Origin of the sequence: Rhodopseudomonas sp., from assembly GCF_048594845.1 — a bacterium.
Lineage (GTDB): Bacteria > Pseudomonadota > Alphaproteobacteria > Rhizobiales > Xanthobacteraceae > Rhodopseudomonas.
This window is the reverse complement of the sequence record NZ_JBMDXE010000307.1, coordinates 1-17,186: the sequence shown is the minus strand read 5'-3', so window position 1 is coordinate 17,186 and position 17,186 is coordinate 1. Positions and strand designations below refer to the sequence as shown.

The following is a 17,186-nucleotide window of genomic DNA, read 5'->3' as shown; positions in this document are numbered from 1 at the left end:
GTGAATTCGGCTGACCGCAGATCCTTTCTAAATCGGGACCTTCAGGCTGGCGCGGTGGCACAACGCCGCGCGAGCTTCACGTTGGCGTGTTTCAGGCCGCCATGGTTTCGACGCCGTGGCCCTTAAGCAGCTCGGCGAGCTGCTTGCGGGCGTAGAACATCCGCGTCTTCACCGTGCTCTGCGGAATGCCGACGATGCGGCCGACTTCCTCGACCGACTTCTCATGATAGTAAACGAGATTGATGATCTCGCGATGCGCCGGCGACAGTTTGGCGATGCAGGCGCGCAGAATGTCGCTGGTCCGGGTGCGATCGAGCGCGGCCTCGGGATTGTCGGCGCCGTCGGCGATCTCCAGGACGTCGTCCTGGTCGATGTCTTCATGCTGGCGCTGGCGCAGCGCGGTCAGCGCCTTGAAGCGGGCGATCGACAGCAGCCAGGTCGAAACCTGCGCGCGGCCTTCGAACTGCCGGGCGGTGCGCCAGACATCGAGGAACACCTGGCTGACTAGGTCTTCGGCGGTGGCAGGGTCGCGCAGCATGCGCAGGATGAAGCGATAGACCCGCACATTGTGACGGGCATACAGCGTATGCATCGCGGTCCGGTCGCCAGCCGCAATGCTGGCCAGCAACATTTCGTCCGTGGTGGCGCGCGCGGCGATAATGCCCTGGCGGCCCGCTTCATTGATGGCAATTACATTTTGCATGAACGGCTCCCGTATACCGCCGCACTCCCCCGCGGCGTTTGTTGGGAGCTTTACTAGTCAGGCACCATTTCAGGACGTCTGCGCCCAAAGTCGAAAATGGTTTCGTGAGCGGGGGAATTGTTTCACGGGCTCCGCCCGCATGAAACAAACGGACAAAAACAGCAACCTTTTCAAAGGTCCGGCTCAAAGATCGGGAGCCGTAGTTCGCGGCCCGTATCCCGGGAACAAACCTTTCCTCACGTCATTGGTGGCCTCTGCCGGCATTCGGGTTGCTGCTTCGAGGCCGAGACGACGCGGAAGTCCGAGGCGAGCCCGGCCGTGAAGTGAATATTGAAGGTGACGGTCAGCGAAGCCACCGGCCGTCGGTCAGGGCCGCTCGGATGCCGGAGAGAACAGGTAGCCGCCGCCGCGGATGGTGCGGATCACGGCGGGCTTGGTCGGGTCGGGCTCGATCTTGCGGCGGATCCGCATGATGCGCAGATCGACGGCGCGGTCGAAGGCCTCGGCGTCGCGGGCGTTGGCGAGTTCGAGCAGCCGTTCGCGCGACAGCACCCGCTTGGGATTGGCGGCAAAGACCTTCAACAGGCCGAATTCCGAGGCGGTCAGCGGATGCTCGTTGCCGTCGTCGTCGCGGAGCGCCTGGGCTTCGAGGTCGAGCCATTTGGTGCCGAACCGCACCAGTTGCTCGTTGGCCGGCTTGGCCGCCGCGACCGGAGCCGGAGCCTCGGCCGGCTTCGGCGCCGCACGGCGCAGCACCGAGCGGATGCGGGCCATCAGCTCGCGCAGCTCGCAGGGTTTGGCGACGTAGTCGTCGGCGCCGAGTTCGAGGCCGACCACGCGGTCGATCGGGCTGGCGGTCGCCGTCAGCATGATCACCGGCACGTTGGTCTTGGCCTTGAGGTCGCGGATGATCGACAGCCCGTCTTCCTCGGGCATGTTGAGGTCGAGCACCACCAGGTCCGGCACCTTGACGGCGATCTCGGCCCGCAGGCTCTTGCCGCCGTCGCACAGCGTCACGGCGAAGCCGTGCATCTTCAGATACTCGCCGACCATCTCGCGGGCCGGAGCTTCGTCGTCGACGACGATGATGTGCGGGTTCTGGCTCATGATGCGGCAGACGATGCGGGCAGGGTGATGGTGAAGGTCGCGCCCTGGCCGGGCCCCGGGCTCTGGGCGCTGACGTTGCCGCCATGCATGTCGATGATCTTCTTGACGATCGACAGGCCGAGCCCGGTCGAGCTTTCGCCGCCGGTCGGCTTGGCCGACAGCCGCTGGAAGCGCCCGAACAGCCGGCTGAGATCCTCCGGCGACAGGCCGGCGCCCTCGTCGGTGACGCGGATGATGGTGTCGGTGTCGGTGCCGTCGACCTGCAGCGAGATTTTGCCGCCGACCGGGCTGTACTTGATGGCGTTGCTGACCAGATTGTCGATCGCCTCGCGGACCCGGTCGGAGTCGCACTGCGTCACCCGCGCGGCCGGGATCGACACCGCAATGGTCTGCTGCTTGTTGGTCGCCGTCGGCCGGTTGGCCTCGGCGACTTCCGCCACCAGCGCGGCGAGATCGACCGGCTCGCGGCGGATCGAGATGTCGAAGGCGTCCGCCATCGCGTCGGAGATCAGGTGGTCGACCATCGAGGTCAGCCGCCGCGTCGCCTCGCGGATGTGATCGACCTGGGCGATCACGCTGTCCTTGGAGGTTTCGGCGCTGATCAGTTCGGTCAGCATTTCGGTGCGGCCGAGGATGACGCCGAGCGGGTTCTTCAGGTCGTGCGCGACGGTGCCGAGGATCTCGTTCTTGAACGCGTTGGCGCGCTGCAGCCGCATCCATTGCGTCGACAGCCGGCGGTTGGCCTGGGTCAGCGCGCGGGTGCGCTGCGCGACGCGTTCTTCGAGCTGGGTGTTGGCCTCGTGCAGCTGCCGATACAGGATCACGTTGTCGAACGCGATCGACAGCCGGCTGCCGAAGATCTCGACCAGCGAGCGGTCGGTCTCGGACAGCTCACGCTCGGACTGCAGCAGCACCACCACCTCGCGGCCGCTGCCGGTGCGGACATAGAGCACGGTGCGGTGGTCGGCGAATTCGTGTTTGCGGCGGCGGAACGCCTCCTCAACCATCTGCCGGACGTCCTGGTCGAGCGGGGAGATGCCCGGGCAGCCGATGAAGCGGCTGTAGCAGCCCGAGCCGGCCAGCACGGAGAAGTCGTCGCCGGAGTCGCGCAGCACCAGGATGCCGGCGCAGTCGACATTGAGCAGCGAGGCGATCTGGGTCAGCACGCCCTCGGCCAGCCGCTGCATCGACTTGAAGTCGTACAGCGTCGAGGCGGCGTCGATGATGATCTCGAGGCCGCGCCGGGTCTGCACCATGCGCTCGAGTTGCTGATAGCTGCGCAGCGCGGCGGTCAGCGAGGTGAACAGCTTGTCGGCGGTGAGCTCGGTCTTGGCCTTGTAGTCGTTGATGTCGTAGTCGACGATCACCCGGCGCTCCGGCGCCTGGCCGGGCTGGCCGGTGCGCAGAATGATGCGCACGGTCTCGTTGCGGATGTCGTTGCGGATGTACTCGACCAGTTCGAGGCCGGCGGCGTCCGACTCCATGATGACGTCGAGCAGCACCGCGGCGATATCGGGGTTGGCCCGCATCAGCTCGCGGCCCTCGGCGCCCGAATAGGCCGACAGGATTTCGAGGCCTTGGCCGTTGAGGCTGTAGTCGCTCAGCGCGAAGCGGGTGCCCTCGTGCACGGCGGCATCGTCGTCGATCACCGCGATCTTCCACCGCTTGGCGTTCGACGGCTCGGCGACCGGATCGGTATCTTCGATCAGTTGGAGGATATCGTCCTGGTCGGCCATTGCAGGTTTCCGTCGGTGGGCGTGTCGGCGTCGGTCGGCGCGCCGGTGGCGGTACGTGGCATGATAATGCGAAAAGTCGTGCCTTGTCCTACTCTTGATTCCAGCATCATGCGTCCGCCGAGCTGCTGGGTCACCAGATTGTAAACGATGTGCAGGCCGAGCCCGGTGCCGCCCTCGTTGCGCCGCGTGGTGAAGAACGGGTCGAACGCCTGGCGCTGCACGTCGGGCGTCATGCCGGCGCCGTTGTCGGCGAACACGATCTCGACGTCGTCGCCGCGCGGCCGGGCATTGATGGTGATGGTCCCGGCGCGGCCGTCCGCGAAGGCATGGTTGACGGCGTTGAGGAACAGGTTGGTGAGGATCTGGCCGTAGGAGCCCGGATAGCCGTCGATCATCAGCCCGTCGGGCATGTCGATCGACAGCTCGATCGGCGCCCGCTTCAGCACCGGCTTGAGGCTGGTGATGATCTGGTCGGTGGCCTCGTGCAGATCGAACGAGCGACGTTCGGCGTGAGAGCGGTCGACCGCGACCTGCTTGAACGACTGGATCAGTTCGGCTGCGCGCTGCAGGTTGGCGACGAGCTGATGAGCCGCGTCGTGCGAGGAGCGAACGAATTCCTCAAGTTGTGACCTGCGCAGCGGCGTGTCGCCCTTCAGGTCGGCTTCGAACAACGTCGCCTTGCGGGCGAAGCTCGATGCCACGGTCAGGCTGATGCCGATCGGGTTGTTGACCTCGTGGGCCACCCCGGCCACCAGCCCGCCCAACGCCGCCAGCCGCTCCGCATCGATCAAATTCTGCTGCGCGGTATTGAGCTCGAGCAGCGCGCTCTCCGCTTTCTCCTTGGAGGCGCGGAGATCGTCCTCGGCCTTGCGCTTGTCGATCGCGTTTTCGCGGAACACCTCGACGGCGCGCGCCATCGCGCCGACCTCGTCACGCGCCTCGGTGCCGGCGACGCGGCGGCCGTAATCGCCGGACGTGATGGCGTGCATCGCCGACAGGATCTGGTGCAGCGGCTTGCGGATGCTGAGCGCGATGATCGTACTCGCGACCAGGATGACGGCGATGAAGATCACCGCGATCCACAGCACCTTGCGGGAGATGTTGGTGAGCGTACGGTCGAAGGTCTGCTGCGCCTTCTGCTCGCGTTGGCGCATCTTCACCGACAGCGCATCGATCGCCGCGATGGTCGCCGCCTGGCTGGCGTCGATCGAATGCCGCAGCAGGTCGCTGCGGCTGGCGAGCTGCTGCGAGAGATCCTGCAGTCCGTCGCTCAGCGCGGCGGCGCGCTGCTTCAGCTTCTCCAGCGCCATCCGCTGCAGGTCGTTGTCGGCGAGCCCGATCATCACCGGCACGGTGCGTTCGATGGTCTCGGTGTTGCGCCGCGCGTCCTCTGCGGCTTCCTTGGAGAGCGACAGGTAATACGAGTTCGCCGCCACCAGCATCGCCGTGAAGGCCTCGCGCGAGCGGCCGAGCGCCGGCCAGATCGGCGCATCGCGCCGGCCGGTGGCCCCCTCGATCACCGAATACAGCGCGGCGATGTCGCGCGCCGGGCCCTGCACCCGGTTCTCATAGGTGTCCTTGATCTTGCTTTGCAGCGCGCGCAGGTCGCCGAAGCCGTTGAGGAAGCGCTCGGTGACGCGCTCCAGTTCGTCGACCGAGCCCGACAGCATCGGATCGGTCGAGGCGCGGTTGCTGAGCGTGCCCAGCACCGCCTCGCGCAGCAGCAGGATCTCGGCGAACAGGTCGGGGCTCGGCTGGTTGATGTAGCGATGGATCAGGTTCTGCAGCCGCCCGGTCTCGCTTTCGAGCAGGGCCAGGATCTGGTCGGATTCGCGAACCTGACGCACGTCGTCCCATGCGGTGCTCAGCACCCGCGCGCCGCTCCAGATCATGCTGGCGAGGATCAGCACCACCAGCGAGTTCAGCGCCGCGATCGACAGGATGCGCCAGCGGATCGGGACGGCGCGGACCAGACGCACCACGCCGGAGCGGCTGACGAAACTCGTCCGGGCCTCGCTGCTGTCGTCCTGGCGCGCTGCTACCGGGTCCAAATCAGTCGGCCTTGCGAGGTGTGATCGCATCGAACCTGCCGGCCCCGCATGATGCCCGGATGACGAAAGGCGCGGCGAACGGCGCTGCGGCCGCATCTGGCGTCGCGGCTCGACTGGACAGCAGCAAGTTCGATCCCATAGAGTTGCATCCCGAGACCGGGGCCGGAGAAGTCCCGCCAATGTAGCAGACCGGCGCAGGATATGGCTATCGGGAGTGAGCGGCGGCGGGGGCGAGCCAGGATCCTGCTGACATTCGCCATGCTGCTGACGTTCGCGGGCGCGATGCCGGCGCGGGCGGCGACCGATATTGCCTGGTGGCACGCGATGTCCGGCCAGCTCGGCCGGCGGCTGGAGAAGCTGGCGGCGGATTTCAACGCCTCGCAATCGGATTACCGCGTGGTGCCCAGCTACAAGGGCAACTACACCGAAACCGTCACCGCCTCGATCTTCGCGTTTCGCTCCTCGACCCAGCCGGCGATCGTCCAGGTCAACGAGATCGCCACTGCCACCATGATGGCGGCCAAGGGCGCAGTCTATCCAGTCTACGAACTGATGCGCGACGAGCACGAGGCGTTTTCGCCGGCCGACTATCTGCCGGCGGTCGCCGGCTATTATGTCGACCTGGCCGGCAACATGCTGTCGTTTCCGTTCAACGCCTCGACGCCGATCCTGTACTACAACAAGACGATGTTCCGGAAAGCCGGACTCGATCCAGAGAAGCCGCCCGGCACCTGGCCGGAGCTCGGCGCGGCGGCCAAGAAGCTGGTCGATAGCGGCGCGGCCTGCGGCTTCACCACGTCGTGGCCGTCCTGGGTCAATGTCGAGAATTTCTCCGCCTATCACGACCTGCCGCTCGCCACCCGCGCCAACGGCCTCGGCGGGCTCGACGCCGTGCTGGTGTTCAACAATCCGCTGCTCATCCGCCACGTCGCCCAACTGGCCGAGTGGCAGAAGACCAAGGTGTTCGACTATAGCGGCCGCGCCACCACGGCCGAGCCGCGGTTCCAGCAGGGCGATTGCGGCATCTTCATCGGCTCGTCGGCGACCCGCGCCGACATCATCGCCAATTCGAAGTTCGACGTCGGTTATGGCCGGCTGCCGTATTGGCCGGATGTCGCCAGCGCGCCGCAGAACACCATCATCGGCGGCGCCACGCTGTGGGTGCTGCGCGGCCGGCCGGCGGACGAATACAAGGGCGTGGCGAAATTCTTCGCCTATCTGTCGCGGCCGGAAGTGCAGGCCGCCTGGCATCAGGCGACCGGCTATCTGCCGGTGACGCGCGCCGCCTATGAGCTGACCCGCGCGCAGGGCTTCTACGATCGCAACCCCGGAACCGCGATCTCGATCGAGCAGATGACGCTGAAGCCGCCGACCGACAATTCGCGCGGGCTGCGGCTCGGATCCTTCGTGCTGATCCGCGACGTCATCGACGACGAGCTGGAACAAGCGTTCAGCGGCAAGAAATCCGCCCAGGCGGCGATGGATTCGGCGGTCGAGCGCGGCAACAAGCTGCTGCGGCAGTTCGAAAGAACGCAGCCCTGAGCATAAGCCGGACGCTGCGTGCGCCGATCGGGTAGCGGCGGAATTATCGCTGGTGTGTGGTGTTCGTCACTTGCCGAGTCGCGGTGGCTGCCATCGCCGGCATGAAACTGAAAAAAAGACGGACGACAGGGTGGATGACAACCGCAGATTTCCCCGGCGCGAGATCGGGGAACCAGCTCATGTTTCTTTCAACGGCGTCAGCCTCGGTTGCCTCCTGGTCAACATTTCGGAGGAGGGAGCCGCGATCGAAGTCGACAACACCGCCTACGTGCCGGAGCGGTTCCGCCTGGTGACGTCCGGCGGTGTTCGCGACTGCCGCCTCGTCTGGATCAAGCAGAACCGCATCGGCGTCGCGTTCGATCATTAGCGGCGCTCGCGCCTGTCTGACGCATTCGGCCCGACGCGGACCGGCGGACGCCGCTTCGCCTTCGCTGACGCTTCGGCTGTCCCTTCCGCGTTTGCGGGAGGTGATGACGTCTTGCTGACCCCTAAGCGGCCGATAAGCGGCGGATCGCCGCAGTCATCCTCGGGAAGAAAGCTCCGACTCGCAGACTAGCGGCTGTGCCACGCCGCCTCTCTGGCTTGCAAGAGAAGCCATGCGGCGTCGCACGGTGAGCCTTCGCCCTTCAACTCGTCGACCTTCCTCAACTAAGCTGCACTATAATTCTTGCCTTCGCGTCGTCCTGAATTATGCTGCCACCAAGGTTCGGGACGAGGCTCGGCCGGCGGCAACGTCGGGATGGGCTCACAACATAAAAATCACCGGACAAACAAACACCAAGGGGTAGGAACGCCATGTCCGACAGTCGAATTCTGCCGCCATTATCACGCCGCGCGCTGCTCACCGGCGCGGCCGGTGCCGCCACGCTCGCCACGCTGCCGCGCTTCGCCACGCCGGCGATCGCTCAGGCGGCGCCGCTCAAGGTCGGCCTGATGCTGCCGTACACCGGCACATATGCGAAGCTCGGCCAGTTCATCGACGACGGCTTCCGGCTGCGCGTCGAGCAACTCGGCGGCAAGCTCGGCGGCCGCGACGTCACTTTCGTGCAGGTCGATGACGAGTCCAAGCCGGAGACCGCGACCGACAACATGAACAGGCTGGTCGGCCGCGACAAGGTCGACGTGGTGATCGGCACGGTGCACTCCGGCGTCGCGATGGCGATGGTCAAGGTCGCGCGCGATAGCGGCACGATGTTGATCATCCCCAACGCCGGCGCCAACGACGCGACCGGGCCAGCCTGTGCGCCGAACATCTTCCGCACCTCGTTCTCGAACTGGCAGACCACCTTCCCGATGGGCAAGGTGATGGCCGACGCCGGCATCAAGAACGTCGCGACGATCACCTGGAAGTACACCGCCGGCGCCGAGATGATCGGCGCGTTCTCGGAGAATTTCACCAAGAACGGCGGCAAGATCGTCGAGGATCTGACGCTGCCATTCCCGCAGGTCGAATTCCAGGCGCTGATCACCCGCATCGCGCAGCTCAAGCCGGATGCGGTGTTCAGCTTCTTCGCTGGCGGCGGCGCGGTGAAGTTCGTCAAGGACTACGCCGCCGCGGGCCTCAACAAGACGATCCCGCTGTACGGCGCCGGCTTCCTCACCGACGGCACCATCGAGGCGCAGGGCGAAGCGGCGAACGGGCTGAAGACCACCCTGCACTACGCCGACAATCTCGATAATCCCGCCAACGTCGCGTTCCTGAAAGCCTTCAAGGCCAAGACCCAGAAGGACGGCGACATCTACGCGGTGCAGGGTTTTGACGCCGCCTCGTTGCTCGAAATCGGCCTTGACGCCGTGAAGGGCGATGCCGCCGCGCGCGACGCGATGATCAAGGCGATGGCGGCGGCGAAGATCGACAGCCCGCGCGGCCCGCTGTCGTTCAACAAGGCCCACAACCCGGTGCAGAACATCTACCTCCGCGAAGTCCGCAACGGCCGCAACGAAATGATCTCGATCGCGCAAAGCGCCGTGGATGATCCGGCGCGCGGCTGCAGGATGACTTGAGCGTTTTCGCGGGCGCAGCTGTGCAGTTTACCAACAGGTCGTCATGGCCGGGCTTGACCCGGCCATCCATCAAAGCATGAAGGTTTTCGCGAGAGATGGATTGCCGGGTCAAGCCCGGCAATGACGTCGGAGCGGAAAGGGCTGGTACGGAAAGAGCGGCGTGGTGAGTCAGCAGACACAAAGTAAGCCTCGTCATTCCGGGACGCGCCCCTTGGCGCGGGCCCGGAATCCATATCCCCTGGCGGTGGTTATGGATTCCGGGCTCGCGAGCTGCGCTCGCGCCCCGGAATGACGAACGCAAGCGCATTCAGCGCGTCTTAGTAGGCTTAAGCCATGGACCTGATCACCTTCGGCGTTCAGCTGCTCAATGCCGTGCAATACGGCATGGTGCTGTTCCTGGTCGCCAGCGGGCTGACGCTGGTGTTCGGCATTCTCGGCGTGATCAACCTGGCGCACGGCGCGTTCTATATGCTGGGCGCCTACCTCGCCTATTGGATCGCGCTGATGACCGGCAACTATCTGGCGGCGCTGATCGGCGGCGTGGCGATCGCCTTCGTCCTTGGCCTTGCGCTGGAGAGCGTATTCATCCGCTGGCTGTACGGCCGCGATCATCTGGCGCAGGTGCTGCTGTCGTTCGGGCTGATCCTGGTGATCGACGAGGTGCGGCAGATCCTGTTCGGCAAGGACGTGCATTCCGTTGCGCCGCCGGACTGGCTGTCGGGCTCGATCCAGCTCACCGATAACTTGTCATACCCGGTGTATCGCCTCGCCATTTGCGTGTTCTGCCTCGCGGTGGCGACTGTGATCTTCCTGGTCATCACCCGCACCAAAATCGGCATGATCGTCCGCGCCGGCGCCGAGAACCGCGAGATGACCCGCGTGCTCGGCATCGACTACGACAAGGTCAATCGTCTCGTCTTTGCGGTCGGCATCGCACTCGCCGCACTTGGCGGCATCGTCACCGCGCCGATGTCGACGGTGTATCCCGGCATGGGCGACGGCATGCTGATCCTCAGCTTCGTGGTCGTCGTGCTCGGCGGCATCGGCTCGGTCGCCGGCGCCGCCATCGGCGCCCTGCTGATCGGCTTCACCGACACCTTCGGCAAAGTGTTCTTTCCGAGCGTGTCGGGCATGCTGATCTATCTGCTGATGGCGCTGGTGCTGCTGTGGCGGCCCAATGGCATCTTGGGCCGGCGGGAGGTGTGAGATGAAGCGTCATCCTCACATGACCACCTCCGTCATGCCCGGGCTCGTCCCGCCTGCGGGGCCGGAGCCCCTTCGGCGCGGCGAAGGCCCGGGCATCCACGCCTTGACGATCTCTCCGCAGCAAAGGCGTGGATGGCCGGGACAAGCCCGGCCATGACGAAGGAGAGAGCGAGCCTTATCAGAGCAGGGATGGTGCCGGCGTTGTGCCTCGCCGCCGCCATCGCGCTGCCCTTCTTCGTGCCGCAATACTACGTCCAGTTCGCCAGCAAGGTGCTGATCCTCGGCGTGCTGGCGATGGCGCTCAATCTGGTGGTCGGGCAGGGCGGGCTGGTGTCGCTGTGCCACGCCGCATTCTTCGGCCTCGCCGGCTATGTGCTGGCGCTACTGTCGCCGAAATACGATCCGGCTTCGCTGCTGCTGACGCTGCCCGCCGCGGTGGTTGCCGCTGGCGCCGTGGCGCTGGTGATCGGCGCCTTGGCGCTGCGCACCCGGGGCGTGTACTTCATCATGGTGACGCTCGCGTTCGGCGAGATGCTGTTCTATCTGTTCCACGATGCCGATTTCGCCGGCGGCTCCGACGGCGCCTTCATCAACGCCAAGCCCGAACTGATGATCGCCGGCGTCCGGCTGCTCGATCTCGACAAGCCGCTGGTGTTCTATTTCGTGGTGCTGGCCGTGACGGTCGGCGCGATCGCGTTGCTCACCATGCTGGTGCGCTCGCCGTTCGGCCATGCACTCGCCGCCGCGCGCGACAACGAGCGCCGCGCCCGCGCGCTCGGCTTTCCGATCTTCCGCATCCGCCTGATCGCCTTTACGCTGTCCGGCGCGCTCGCCGGCCTCGCCGGTTACTTCGCGGCGATCCAGTTCGGCTTCGTCGCGCCGCAGATGCTCGGCTGGCATCAATCCGCGGTGGCACTGGTGATGGTGCTGATCGGCGGGCTCAGCACCGTCACCGGCCCGCTGATCGGCGCGCTGGTGCTGCTCGGACTCGAAGAACTGTTGAAGGCGACGTTCGAGCAATGGAAGCTGATCGAAGGCGTCATCGTCATCGCCATCGTGCTGCTGCTGCCGAACGGCGTGCGCCAGCTCTGGCCGATGGTTATGGGGGAACGCACGCCCGCGCGTGCTAACAAACCGGCCACGACGTCCGCCGCTGCGCCGGAGACCGGCCATGCCTGAGACCACGCTGCGCGCCGAGCGGCTCGGCAAACGCTTCGGCGGCCTGCGCGCCGTCGCCGACGTCTCGATCGAGATCAAGCGCGGCGAGATCCACGCGGTGATTGGCCCCAACGGCGCCGGCAAGTCGACGCTGATCAACTTGCTATCGGGTGAACTGATCGCGAGCAGCGGCGAGATCAAACTCGGCGAGGCTTATATCACCGCGCTCGCGCCGGACAAGCGCGCCCGCGCCGGCATCGGCCGCGCCTTTCAGAAGACCACGATCTTCCCCCGCTTCACCGTCCACGAAAACGTCCGCATCGCCGCGCAGGCCCGCTCCCGCGCGCCGCTGCGGATGTTCGGCGGCGCCTTCACCGACCCCGAGGTGCAGCGCCGCACGGCCGATGCGATTAGTCGCGCCGATCTGGCCGGCCGTGAAAGTATCATCGCCAATGTGCTCAGCCACGGCGAACAACGCCAGCTCGAGATCGCCATGGTGCTGGCCACCGATCCGGCGATCGTGCTGCTCGACGAGCCGCTCGCCGGGATGGGCCACGCCGAGGCGCGCGGCATCATCGGGCTGATCGCTTCGCTGCGCGAACGCCACGCAGTCTTGATTGTCGAGCACGACATGGACGCGGTATTCGAGCTCGCCGACCGGCTTACCGTGATGCAGGACGGTCAGGTCATTGCCTCAGGTTTGCCACAAGACGTGCGGCGCCATCCGGCGGTGCGGGCGGCATATCTCGGTACCCACGGAGACGCCGCATGACAACGCTGCTGCAGGCGGAGCGGCTCGAGGCGTTCTACGGCGCCAGCCAGATTTTGCACGGCATCGACCTCACCATCGCTCGCGGCGAACAGATCGCGCTGATCGGCCGCAACGGCATGGGCAAGACGACGTTACTACGCACGTTGATGGGCCTGGTGCCGTCGTGCCGCGGCCGGCGATTACTTCATGGCGAGGAGATTGGCGGCCGGCCGCCCGAAGCGATCGCGCGCCGCGGTGTCGCGCTCGTGCCGGAAGGCCGCGGCGTGTTCGGCGCCCTCACTGTCGTCGAGAACCTGATCATGGCCGCACGCCCCGGCCGCGACGGACGCGCGACGTGGACGTTGCCGCGCATCTTCGAACTGTTTCCACGGCTCGCCGAACGCCGCGGCCATGGTGGCCATCAGCTCTCCGGCGGCGAGCAGCAGATGCTGACGATCGGCCGCGCGCTGATGACCAATCCGGAATTGCTGCTGATCGACGAGGCGACCGAAGGCCTTGCGCCATTGGTCGCGCAGGAAATCTGGCGCACCCTCGGCGTGATCCGCGGCGAGGGCGTCGCTACGCTAGTCGTGGACAAGGATTTCCGCAGCTTGGCCGCGATCGCCGACCGCATGGTGCTGCTTGCAAAGGGCGCCATCGTCTTCGACGGTGCTCCGGCAAAACTCGCCGAGCAACCGGAGCTGCTGGAGCGGCATTTGGGCGTATAACAGTTAGTCAGTCATTCCGGGGCGCGTAGCGAACCCGGAATCCCGAGCTGTTCCGCGACTCCGATGTTTCCCACAATTTCGAGATTCCGGGTTCGCGCGCAAAGGGCGCGCGCCCCGCAATGACGGTGCTATCTACACCGTCTCGTCCTTCAGTCCGAACGCGCAGGCGTCGCGGCACAGCACCGGCGACACCATTGCGATCAGCTTTGCGGCGGCCGCCTCGACGGTTAGTCCCGCCGTGTCGAGCACGCCGGCGGCGCGCGCATACAGTGGTTCGCGGCTGTGCAGGATCGTGCGGAGTTCCTGCATCGCGGCGCGGTCGTCGGCCATCGGACGCAGATCGCCCTGGCGGCGCACCCGCGCCATGTGTTCCTCGGGCTCGGCCTTCAGCCAGATCGTGTAGAACGACGACAGGATCTGATCGAAGGTGATCGCCTCGGAGACGATGCCGCCGCCGGTCGCCAGCACCATCAGTTCCTTGCGAGCTAACAACTGCGTCAGCGCCGCCTGCTCCATGCGGCGGAAACCTTCCTGGCCGTACAGCGCGATGATCTCGGCGACCGACAGCCCGTTCTGCGCCTCGATCTCCTTGTTGAGCTCGACGAAGCTCCAGCCGATCTTGTCCGCGAGGATCCGCCCCAGCGTCGATTTGCCGGCGCCGCGGAGTCCGATCAGCGCTACGCCGTGAAACGCATTGGCCCGCCGCGCCCCGGCGCCGAGCCGGCCCATGCCGGACAGCACGTCCTTGGCGTGCGCGATCTGCACCGGCGTGGCGCGCCGCACCAGATCGCGGATCACCGGCCAGTCGATCGACGGATCCCCCGACGGCAGCAGGTCCTCGAGCGGCGTCGCCAGCGCGTCGGAGACGCGGCGCAGCAGCATGATCGACACGTTGCCTTTGCCGCTTTCCAGCTGCGCGATGTAACGCTCGGAAATCCCGGAGACTTTCGCCAACACCTTGCGCGACATGCCGCGCAGCCCGCGCAGCGTGCGGACGCGCTGGCCGAGCTCCAGCAGGAAGCCGGCGTCGGATTCATTGGTCTCGGGGGTATCGGGAAGCGCGCTCATGCGGGCTGAATCATAGTGCCGTGCAGGATTGACAGCAACCCGGTCTGGTGGCTTCCTATGCACTATAATTCTAATGAACTATAATTCTAATGGGAGGACGCCATGAACCTTGGCGGGACCGGGCGATGCACGGGATGACCGGGGCTGGGTCGTACAATGCGGTGAGCTGGCTGCTCGACCGCAATGTCGCCGAGGGACGCGGCGACAAGCTCGCCTTCACCGACACGGTGTCCGAACTGAGCTATCTGCAGCTGCAGGCTCAGACCTGCCGTGCCGCGAACATGCTGCGCCGGCTGGGCGTTCGCCGCGAAGAGCGCGTGGCGATGATCATGCTGGACACGATCGACTTCCCGGTCGTGTTCCTCGGCGCAATCCGCGCCGGCGTGGTGCCGGTGCCGCTCAACACGCTGCTCACCGCCGAGCAATACGCCTACGTGCTGGCCGACTGCCGCGCCCGCGTGCTGTTCGTCTCCGAGACGCTCTATCCGGTGGTGAAGGACATCGTCGCCGGGCTGCCGGATCTCGCGCATGTTGTGGTGTCGGGCAACGACGCGCACGGCCATCTCAAGCTCGCTGACGAACTCGCCCGCGAGAGCGACAGCTTCGACACCGCGCGCACCCACGCCGAGGAGCCGGCGTTCTGGCTCTACTCGTCGGGCTCGACCGGCATGCCGAAGGGTGTGCGGCATCTGCACGCCAACCTCGCCGCCACCGCCGAGACTTACGCCAAGCAGGTGCTCGGCATCCGCGAGGACGACGTCGTGCTGTCGGCGGCGAAACTGTTCTTCGCCTACGGGCTCGGCAATTCGCTGACCTTCCCGCTGTCGGTCGGCGCCACCACGGTACTGAACGCCGAACGCCCCACCCCAGCGGTGATCTACAAGCTGATGCAGCGCTATAACCCGACCATCTTCTGCGGCGTGCCGACTTTGTTCGCCGCAATGCTGAACGATCCGGCGCTGAAGAGCGAGGCCGCCGGCGCGCGGCTGCGCGTTTGCACGTCGGCCGGCGAGGCGTTGCCGGAGTCCGTCGGGCTGGCCTGGAAGGCGCGGTTCGGCGCCGACATTTTGGACGGCGTCGGCTCGACCGAGCTGTTGCACATCTTCCTGTCCAACGCGCCTGGCGACATTCAGTACGGCACCTCGGGCCGGCCTGTGCCCGGCTACAAGGTGCGGCTGGTCAACGAAACCGGCGCCGACGTCGCCGATGGCGAAGTCGGCGAACTCTTGGTCGATGCGCCATCGGCCGGCGAGGGCTACTGGAATCAGCGCAGCAAGAGCCGCGCGACCTTCGAGGGCAGCTGGACGCGCACCGGCGACAAATACATCCGCGACGCCTCCGGCCGCTACACCTTCTGCGGCCGCGCCGATGACATGTTCAAGGTCTCGGGCATCTGGGTGTCGCCGTTCGAGGTCGAGAGCGCGCTGATCACGCATCCGGCCGTGCTCGAAGCCGCGGTGGTGCCGGACGCCGATTTCGACGGTCTGCTGAAGCCGCGCGCTTACGTTGTGCTCCGCGAAGGTTTCGTCGCGGATGGCCTCTACGAGCAGCTCAAGGATCACGTCAAGCAGAAGGTCGGGCCTTGGAAATATCCGCGCTGGATCGAGGTGGTGCAAAGCCTGCCCAAGACCGCCACCGGCAAGATCCAGCGCTTTAAACTACGCGAGGGTGCGCAGTGACGAAGCTCGCGCCTTCCGGCCATCTCACCATCGGCGATCACCAGCTCGAATATCGCATGATCGGCTCGTCGCCGGCCGAAGCCCCGACGCTGGTGTTGCTGCACGAAGGGCTCGGCAGCGTCGGGCTGTGGGGTGATTTCTCCGATAAGCTGGCGGCGGCGACCGGCGCCGGCGTGTTCGTGTATTCGCGCGCCGGTTACGGGCAGTCGAGCCCGGCCGCGCTGCCGCGCAAGGTTGATTACATGCATCGCGAGGCGCTCGACGTGCTGCCGCGCGTGCTCGACGCGATCGGCTTCCAGCGCGGCCTGTTCGTCGGCCATTCCGATGGCGCATCGATCGCCGCGATCTATGCGGGCGGCGTACCGGACCATCGCATCCGGGGCGTGACGCTGATCGCGCCGCATTTCGTCGTCGAGGATATTTCGGTGCAGTCGATCGCCGCGATCAAGCAGGCGTATGAGACGACCGAGCTGCGCGCCAAGCTGGCCAGGTGGCACAAGGATGTCGACAACGCCTTCCGCGGCTGGAACGACGCCTGGCTCGATCCGGCGTTCCGCTCCTGGGATATCGCCGATCACCTCGCCTATATCCGCGTGCCGGTGCAGATCGTGCAGGGCACCGACGATCAGTATGGCACGCTGCGGCAGATCGCGATCGCCAAGGCCGAGTGCTACTGCCCGATCGAAACGGTGATCCTGCCGAACACCGGACATGCCCCGCACCGCGAGGCCACGGAAGCCACCCTCCGGGCCGTCTCAGACTTCGCCAATCGTCTGTTGCAAGACCACGGCGAGGCTGTACGCGGCGACGCTGCCTAACTCGATCGCCTGCAACAAAATGCATGTTCCGGTGGGTTGTCGCTGGACGGGCTTAAGATCGTGCATTATAATGCACATCAATCAAGTCTAGGGAGGAGCCGCATGGCCGCGGAGGATCGCGTTCTCGCGAATGGAGCGAGCCGGATCGATTTTCAGACCGATCCGTCGCGCTATCGGCATTGGAAGCTGGCGGTCGATGGCGAAGTCGCGACCCTGATCATGGATGTCGACGAGAATGGCGGCCTGTTCGAGGGCTATCAGCTCAAGCTGAACTCCTACGACCTCGGCGTCGATATCGAGCTCGCCGACGCGACGCAGCGGCTGCGCTTCGAGCATCCGGGCGTGAAGGTGATCGTGCTGCGCTCGGGCAAGAACCGCGTGTTCTGCGCGGGCGCCAATATCCGCATGCTGGCCGGCGCGACGCATGCCCACAAGGTCAATTTCTGTAAATTCACCAACGAGACCCGCAACGGCTTCGAGGACTCCTCCGAGTTCTCCGGTCAGCGCAGCATCGCGGTGATCAACGGAACCGCGGCGGGCGGCGGCTACGAGCTGGCGCTGGCGGCCGATCAGATCATCATGGCGGACGACGGCGCCGCCGCGGTGGCGTTGCCGGAAGTGCCGCTGCTCGCCGT

At 65.9% G+C, this 17,186-nt stretch carries 15 protein-coding genes; 10 read left to right on the top strand and 5 right to left on the bottom strand.

The window, feature by feature from the left end; translation table 11 throughout:
• Positions 1-91: 91 nt before the first annotated feature.
• The 4 genes from ACOJTD_RS20175 to ACOJTD_RS20160 form a co-directional block, all read right to left on the bottom strand.
• On the bottom strand, positions 92-703 hold the full coding sequence (locus ACOJTD_RS20175; RefSeq protein ID WP_054164764.1) for a sigma-70 family RNA polymerase sigma factor: 612 nt from the start codon (positions 701-703) through the stop codon (positions 92-94).
• A 366-nt stretch (positions 704-1,069) separates the two neighbouring features.
• Positions 1,070-1,810 carry a response regulator gene (locus ACOJTD_RS20170; protein ID WP_420134644.1) on the bottom strand — a complete coding sequence of 247 codons (741 nt, stop codon included), beginning with the start codon at positions 1,808-1,810 and terminating at the stop codon, positions 1,070-1,072.
• The gene (locus tag ACOJTD_RS20165; protein WP_420134643.1) at positions 1,807-3,546 is read right to left on the bottom strand and encodes a DUF3369 domain-containing protein; all 1,740 of its coding nucleotides are present in this window, start codon (positions 3,544-3,546) and stop codon (positions 1,807-1,809) included. Before ACOJTD_RS20165 ends, ACOJTD_RS20170 begins: the two co-directional genes overlap by 4 nt.
• Positions 3,516-5,627 (bottom strand): ATP-binding protein, encoded by a 2,112-nt coding sequence (locus ACOJTD_RS20160; protein ID WP_420134642.1) that lies wholly within the window; start codon positions 5,625-5,627, stop codon positions 3,516-3,518. The genes ACOJTD_RS20165 and ACOJTD_RS20160 overlap by 31 nt, the downstream gene beginning before the upstream one ends.
• Before the next feature lie 228 nt (positions 5,628-5,855).
• On the opposite strand from ACOJTD_RS20160, the gene ugpB reads away from it, so the two are divergent.
• The 7 genes from ugpB (at position 5,856) to ACOJTD_RS20125 (ending at position 12,986) form a co-directional block, all read left to right on the top strand.
• Complete coding sequence (ugpB, locus tag ACOJTD_RS20155) at positions 5,856-7,139, top strand: sn-glycerol-3-phosphate ABC transporter substrate-binding protein UgpB (protein WP_420134641.1); 1,284 nt, start codon at positions 5,856-5,858, stop codon at positions 7,137-7,139.
• Positions 7,140-7,209: 70 nt separating this feature from the next.
• Complete coding sequence (locus ACOJTD_RS20150) at positions 7,210-7,506, top strand: PilZ domain-containing protein (protein WP_420134640.1); 297 nt, start codon at positions 7,210-7,212, stop codon at positions 7,504-7,506.
• A 428-nt stretch (positions 7,507-7,934) separates the two neighbouring features.
• Positions 7,935-9,143 (top strand): ABC transporter substrate-binding protein, encoded by a 1,209-nt coding sequence (locus tag ACOJTD_RS20145; RefSeq protein WP_420134639.1) that lies wholly within the window; start codon positions 7,935-7,937, stop codon positions 9,141-9,143.
• Between the two features lie 333 nt (positions 9,144-9,476).
• Positions 9,477-10,349, top strand: coding sequence for a branched-chain amino acid ABC transporter permease (locus ACOJTD_RS20140; RefSeq protein ID WP_420134638.1), 873 nt, complete (start codon positions 9,477-9,479; stop codon positions 10,347-10,349).
• A gap of 189 nt (positions 10,350-10,538) precedes the next feature.
• Positions 10,539-11,528 carry a branched-chain amino acid ABC transporter permease gene (locus tag ACOJTD_RS20135; RefSeq protein WP_420134637.1) on the top strand — a complete coding sequence of 330 codons (990 nt, stop codon included), beginning with the start codon at positions 10,539-10,541 and terminating at the stop codon, positions 11,526-11,528.
• Positions 11,521-12,279 carry an ABC transporter ATP-binding protein gene (locus ACOJTD_RS20130; RefSeq protein ID WP_420134636.1) on the top strand — a complete coding sequence of 253 codons (759 nt, stop codon included), beginning with the start codon at positions 11,521-11,523 and terminating at the stop codon, positions 12,277-12,279. The genes ACOJTD_RS20135 and ACOJTD_RS20130 overlap by 8 nt, the downstream gene beginning before the upstream one ends.
• Positions 12,276-12,986 (top strand): ABC transporter ATP-binding protein, encoded by a 711-nt coding sequence (locus ACOJTD_RS20125; RefSeq protein WP_420134635.1) that lies wholly within the window; start codon positions 12,276-12,278, stop codon positions 12,984-12,986. Before ACOJTD_RS20130 ends, ACOJTD_RS20125 begins: the two co-directional genes overlap by 4 nt.
• A 132-nt stretch (positions 12,987-13,118) precedes the next feature.
• On the opposite strand, the gene ACOJTD_RS20120 is transcribed toward ACOJTD_RS20125, so the two are convergent.
• On the bottom strand, positions 13,119-14,054 hold the full coding sequence (locus ACOJTD_RS20120) for a helix-turn-helix transcriptional regulator (RefSeq protein WP_420134634.1): 936 nt from the start codon (positions 14,052-14,054) through the stop codon (positions 13,119-13,121).
• A 125-nt stretch (positions 14,055-14,179) separates the two neighbouring features.
• On the opposite strand from ACOJTD_RS20120, the gene ACOJTD_RS20115 reads away from it, so the two are divergent.
• From ACOJTD_RS20115 to ACOJTD_RS20105, 3 genes are all read left to right on the top strand, one after another.
• Positions 14,180-15,733 carry a benzoate-CoA ligase family protein gene (locus ACOJTD_RS20115; RefSeq protein ID WP_420134633.1) on the top strand — a complete coding sequence of 518 codons (1,554 nt, stop codon included), beginning with the start codon at positions 14,180-14,182 and terminating at the stop codon, positions 15,731-15,733.
• Positions 15,730-16,551, top strand: a complete 822-nt coding sequence (locus tag ACOJTD_RS20110; protein WP_420134632.1) for an alpha/beta fold hydrolase — start codon at positions 15,730-15,732, stop codon at positions 16,549-16,551. Before ACOJTD_RS20115 ends, ACOJTD_RS20110 begins: the two co-directional genes overlap by 4 nt.
• Positions 16,552-16,653: 102 nt before the next feature.
• A partial coding sequence (locus ACOJTD_RS20105) for an enoyl-CoA hydratase-related protein (protein WP_420134631.1) occupies positions 16,654-17,186 on the top strand: 533 nt, incomplete at its 3' end.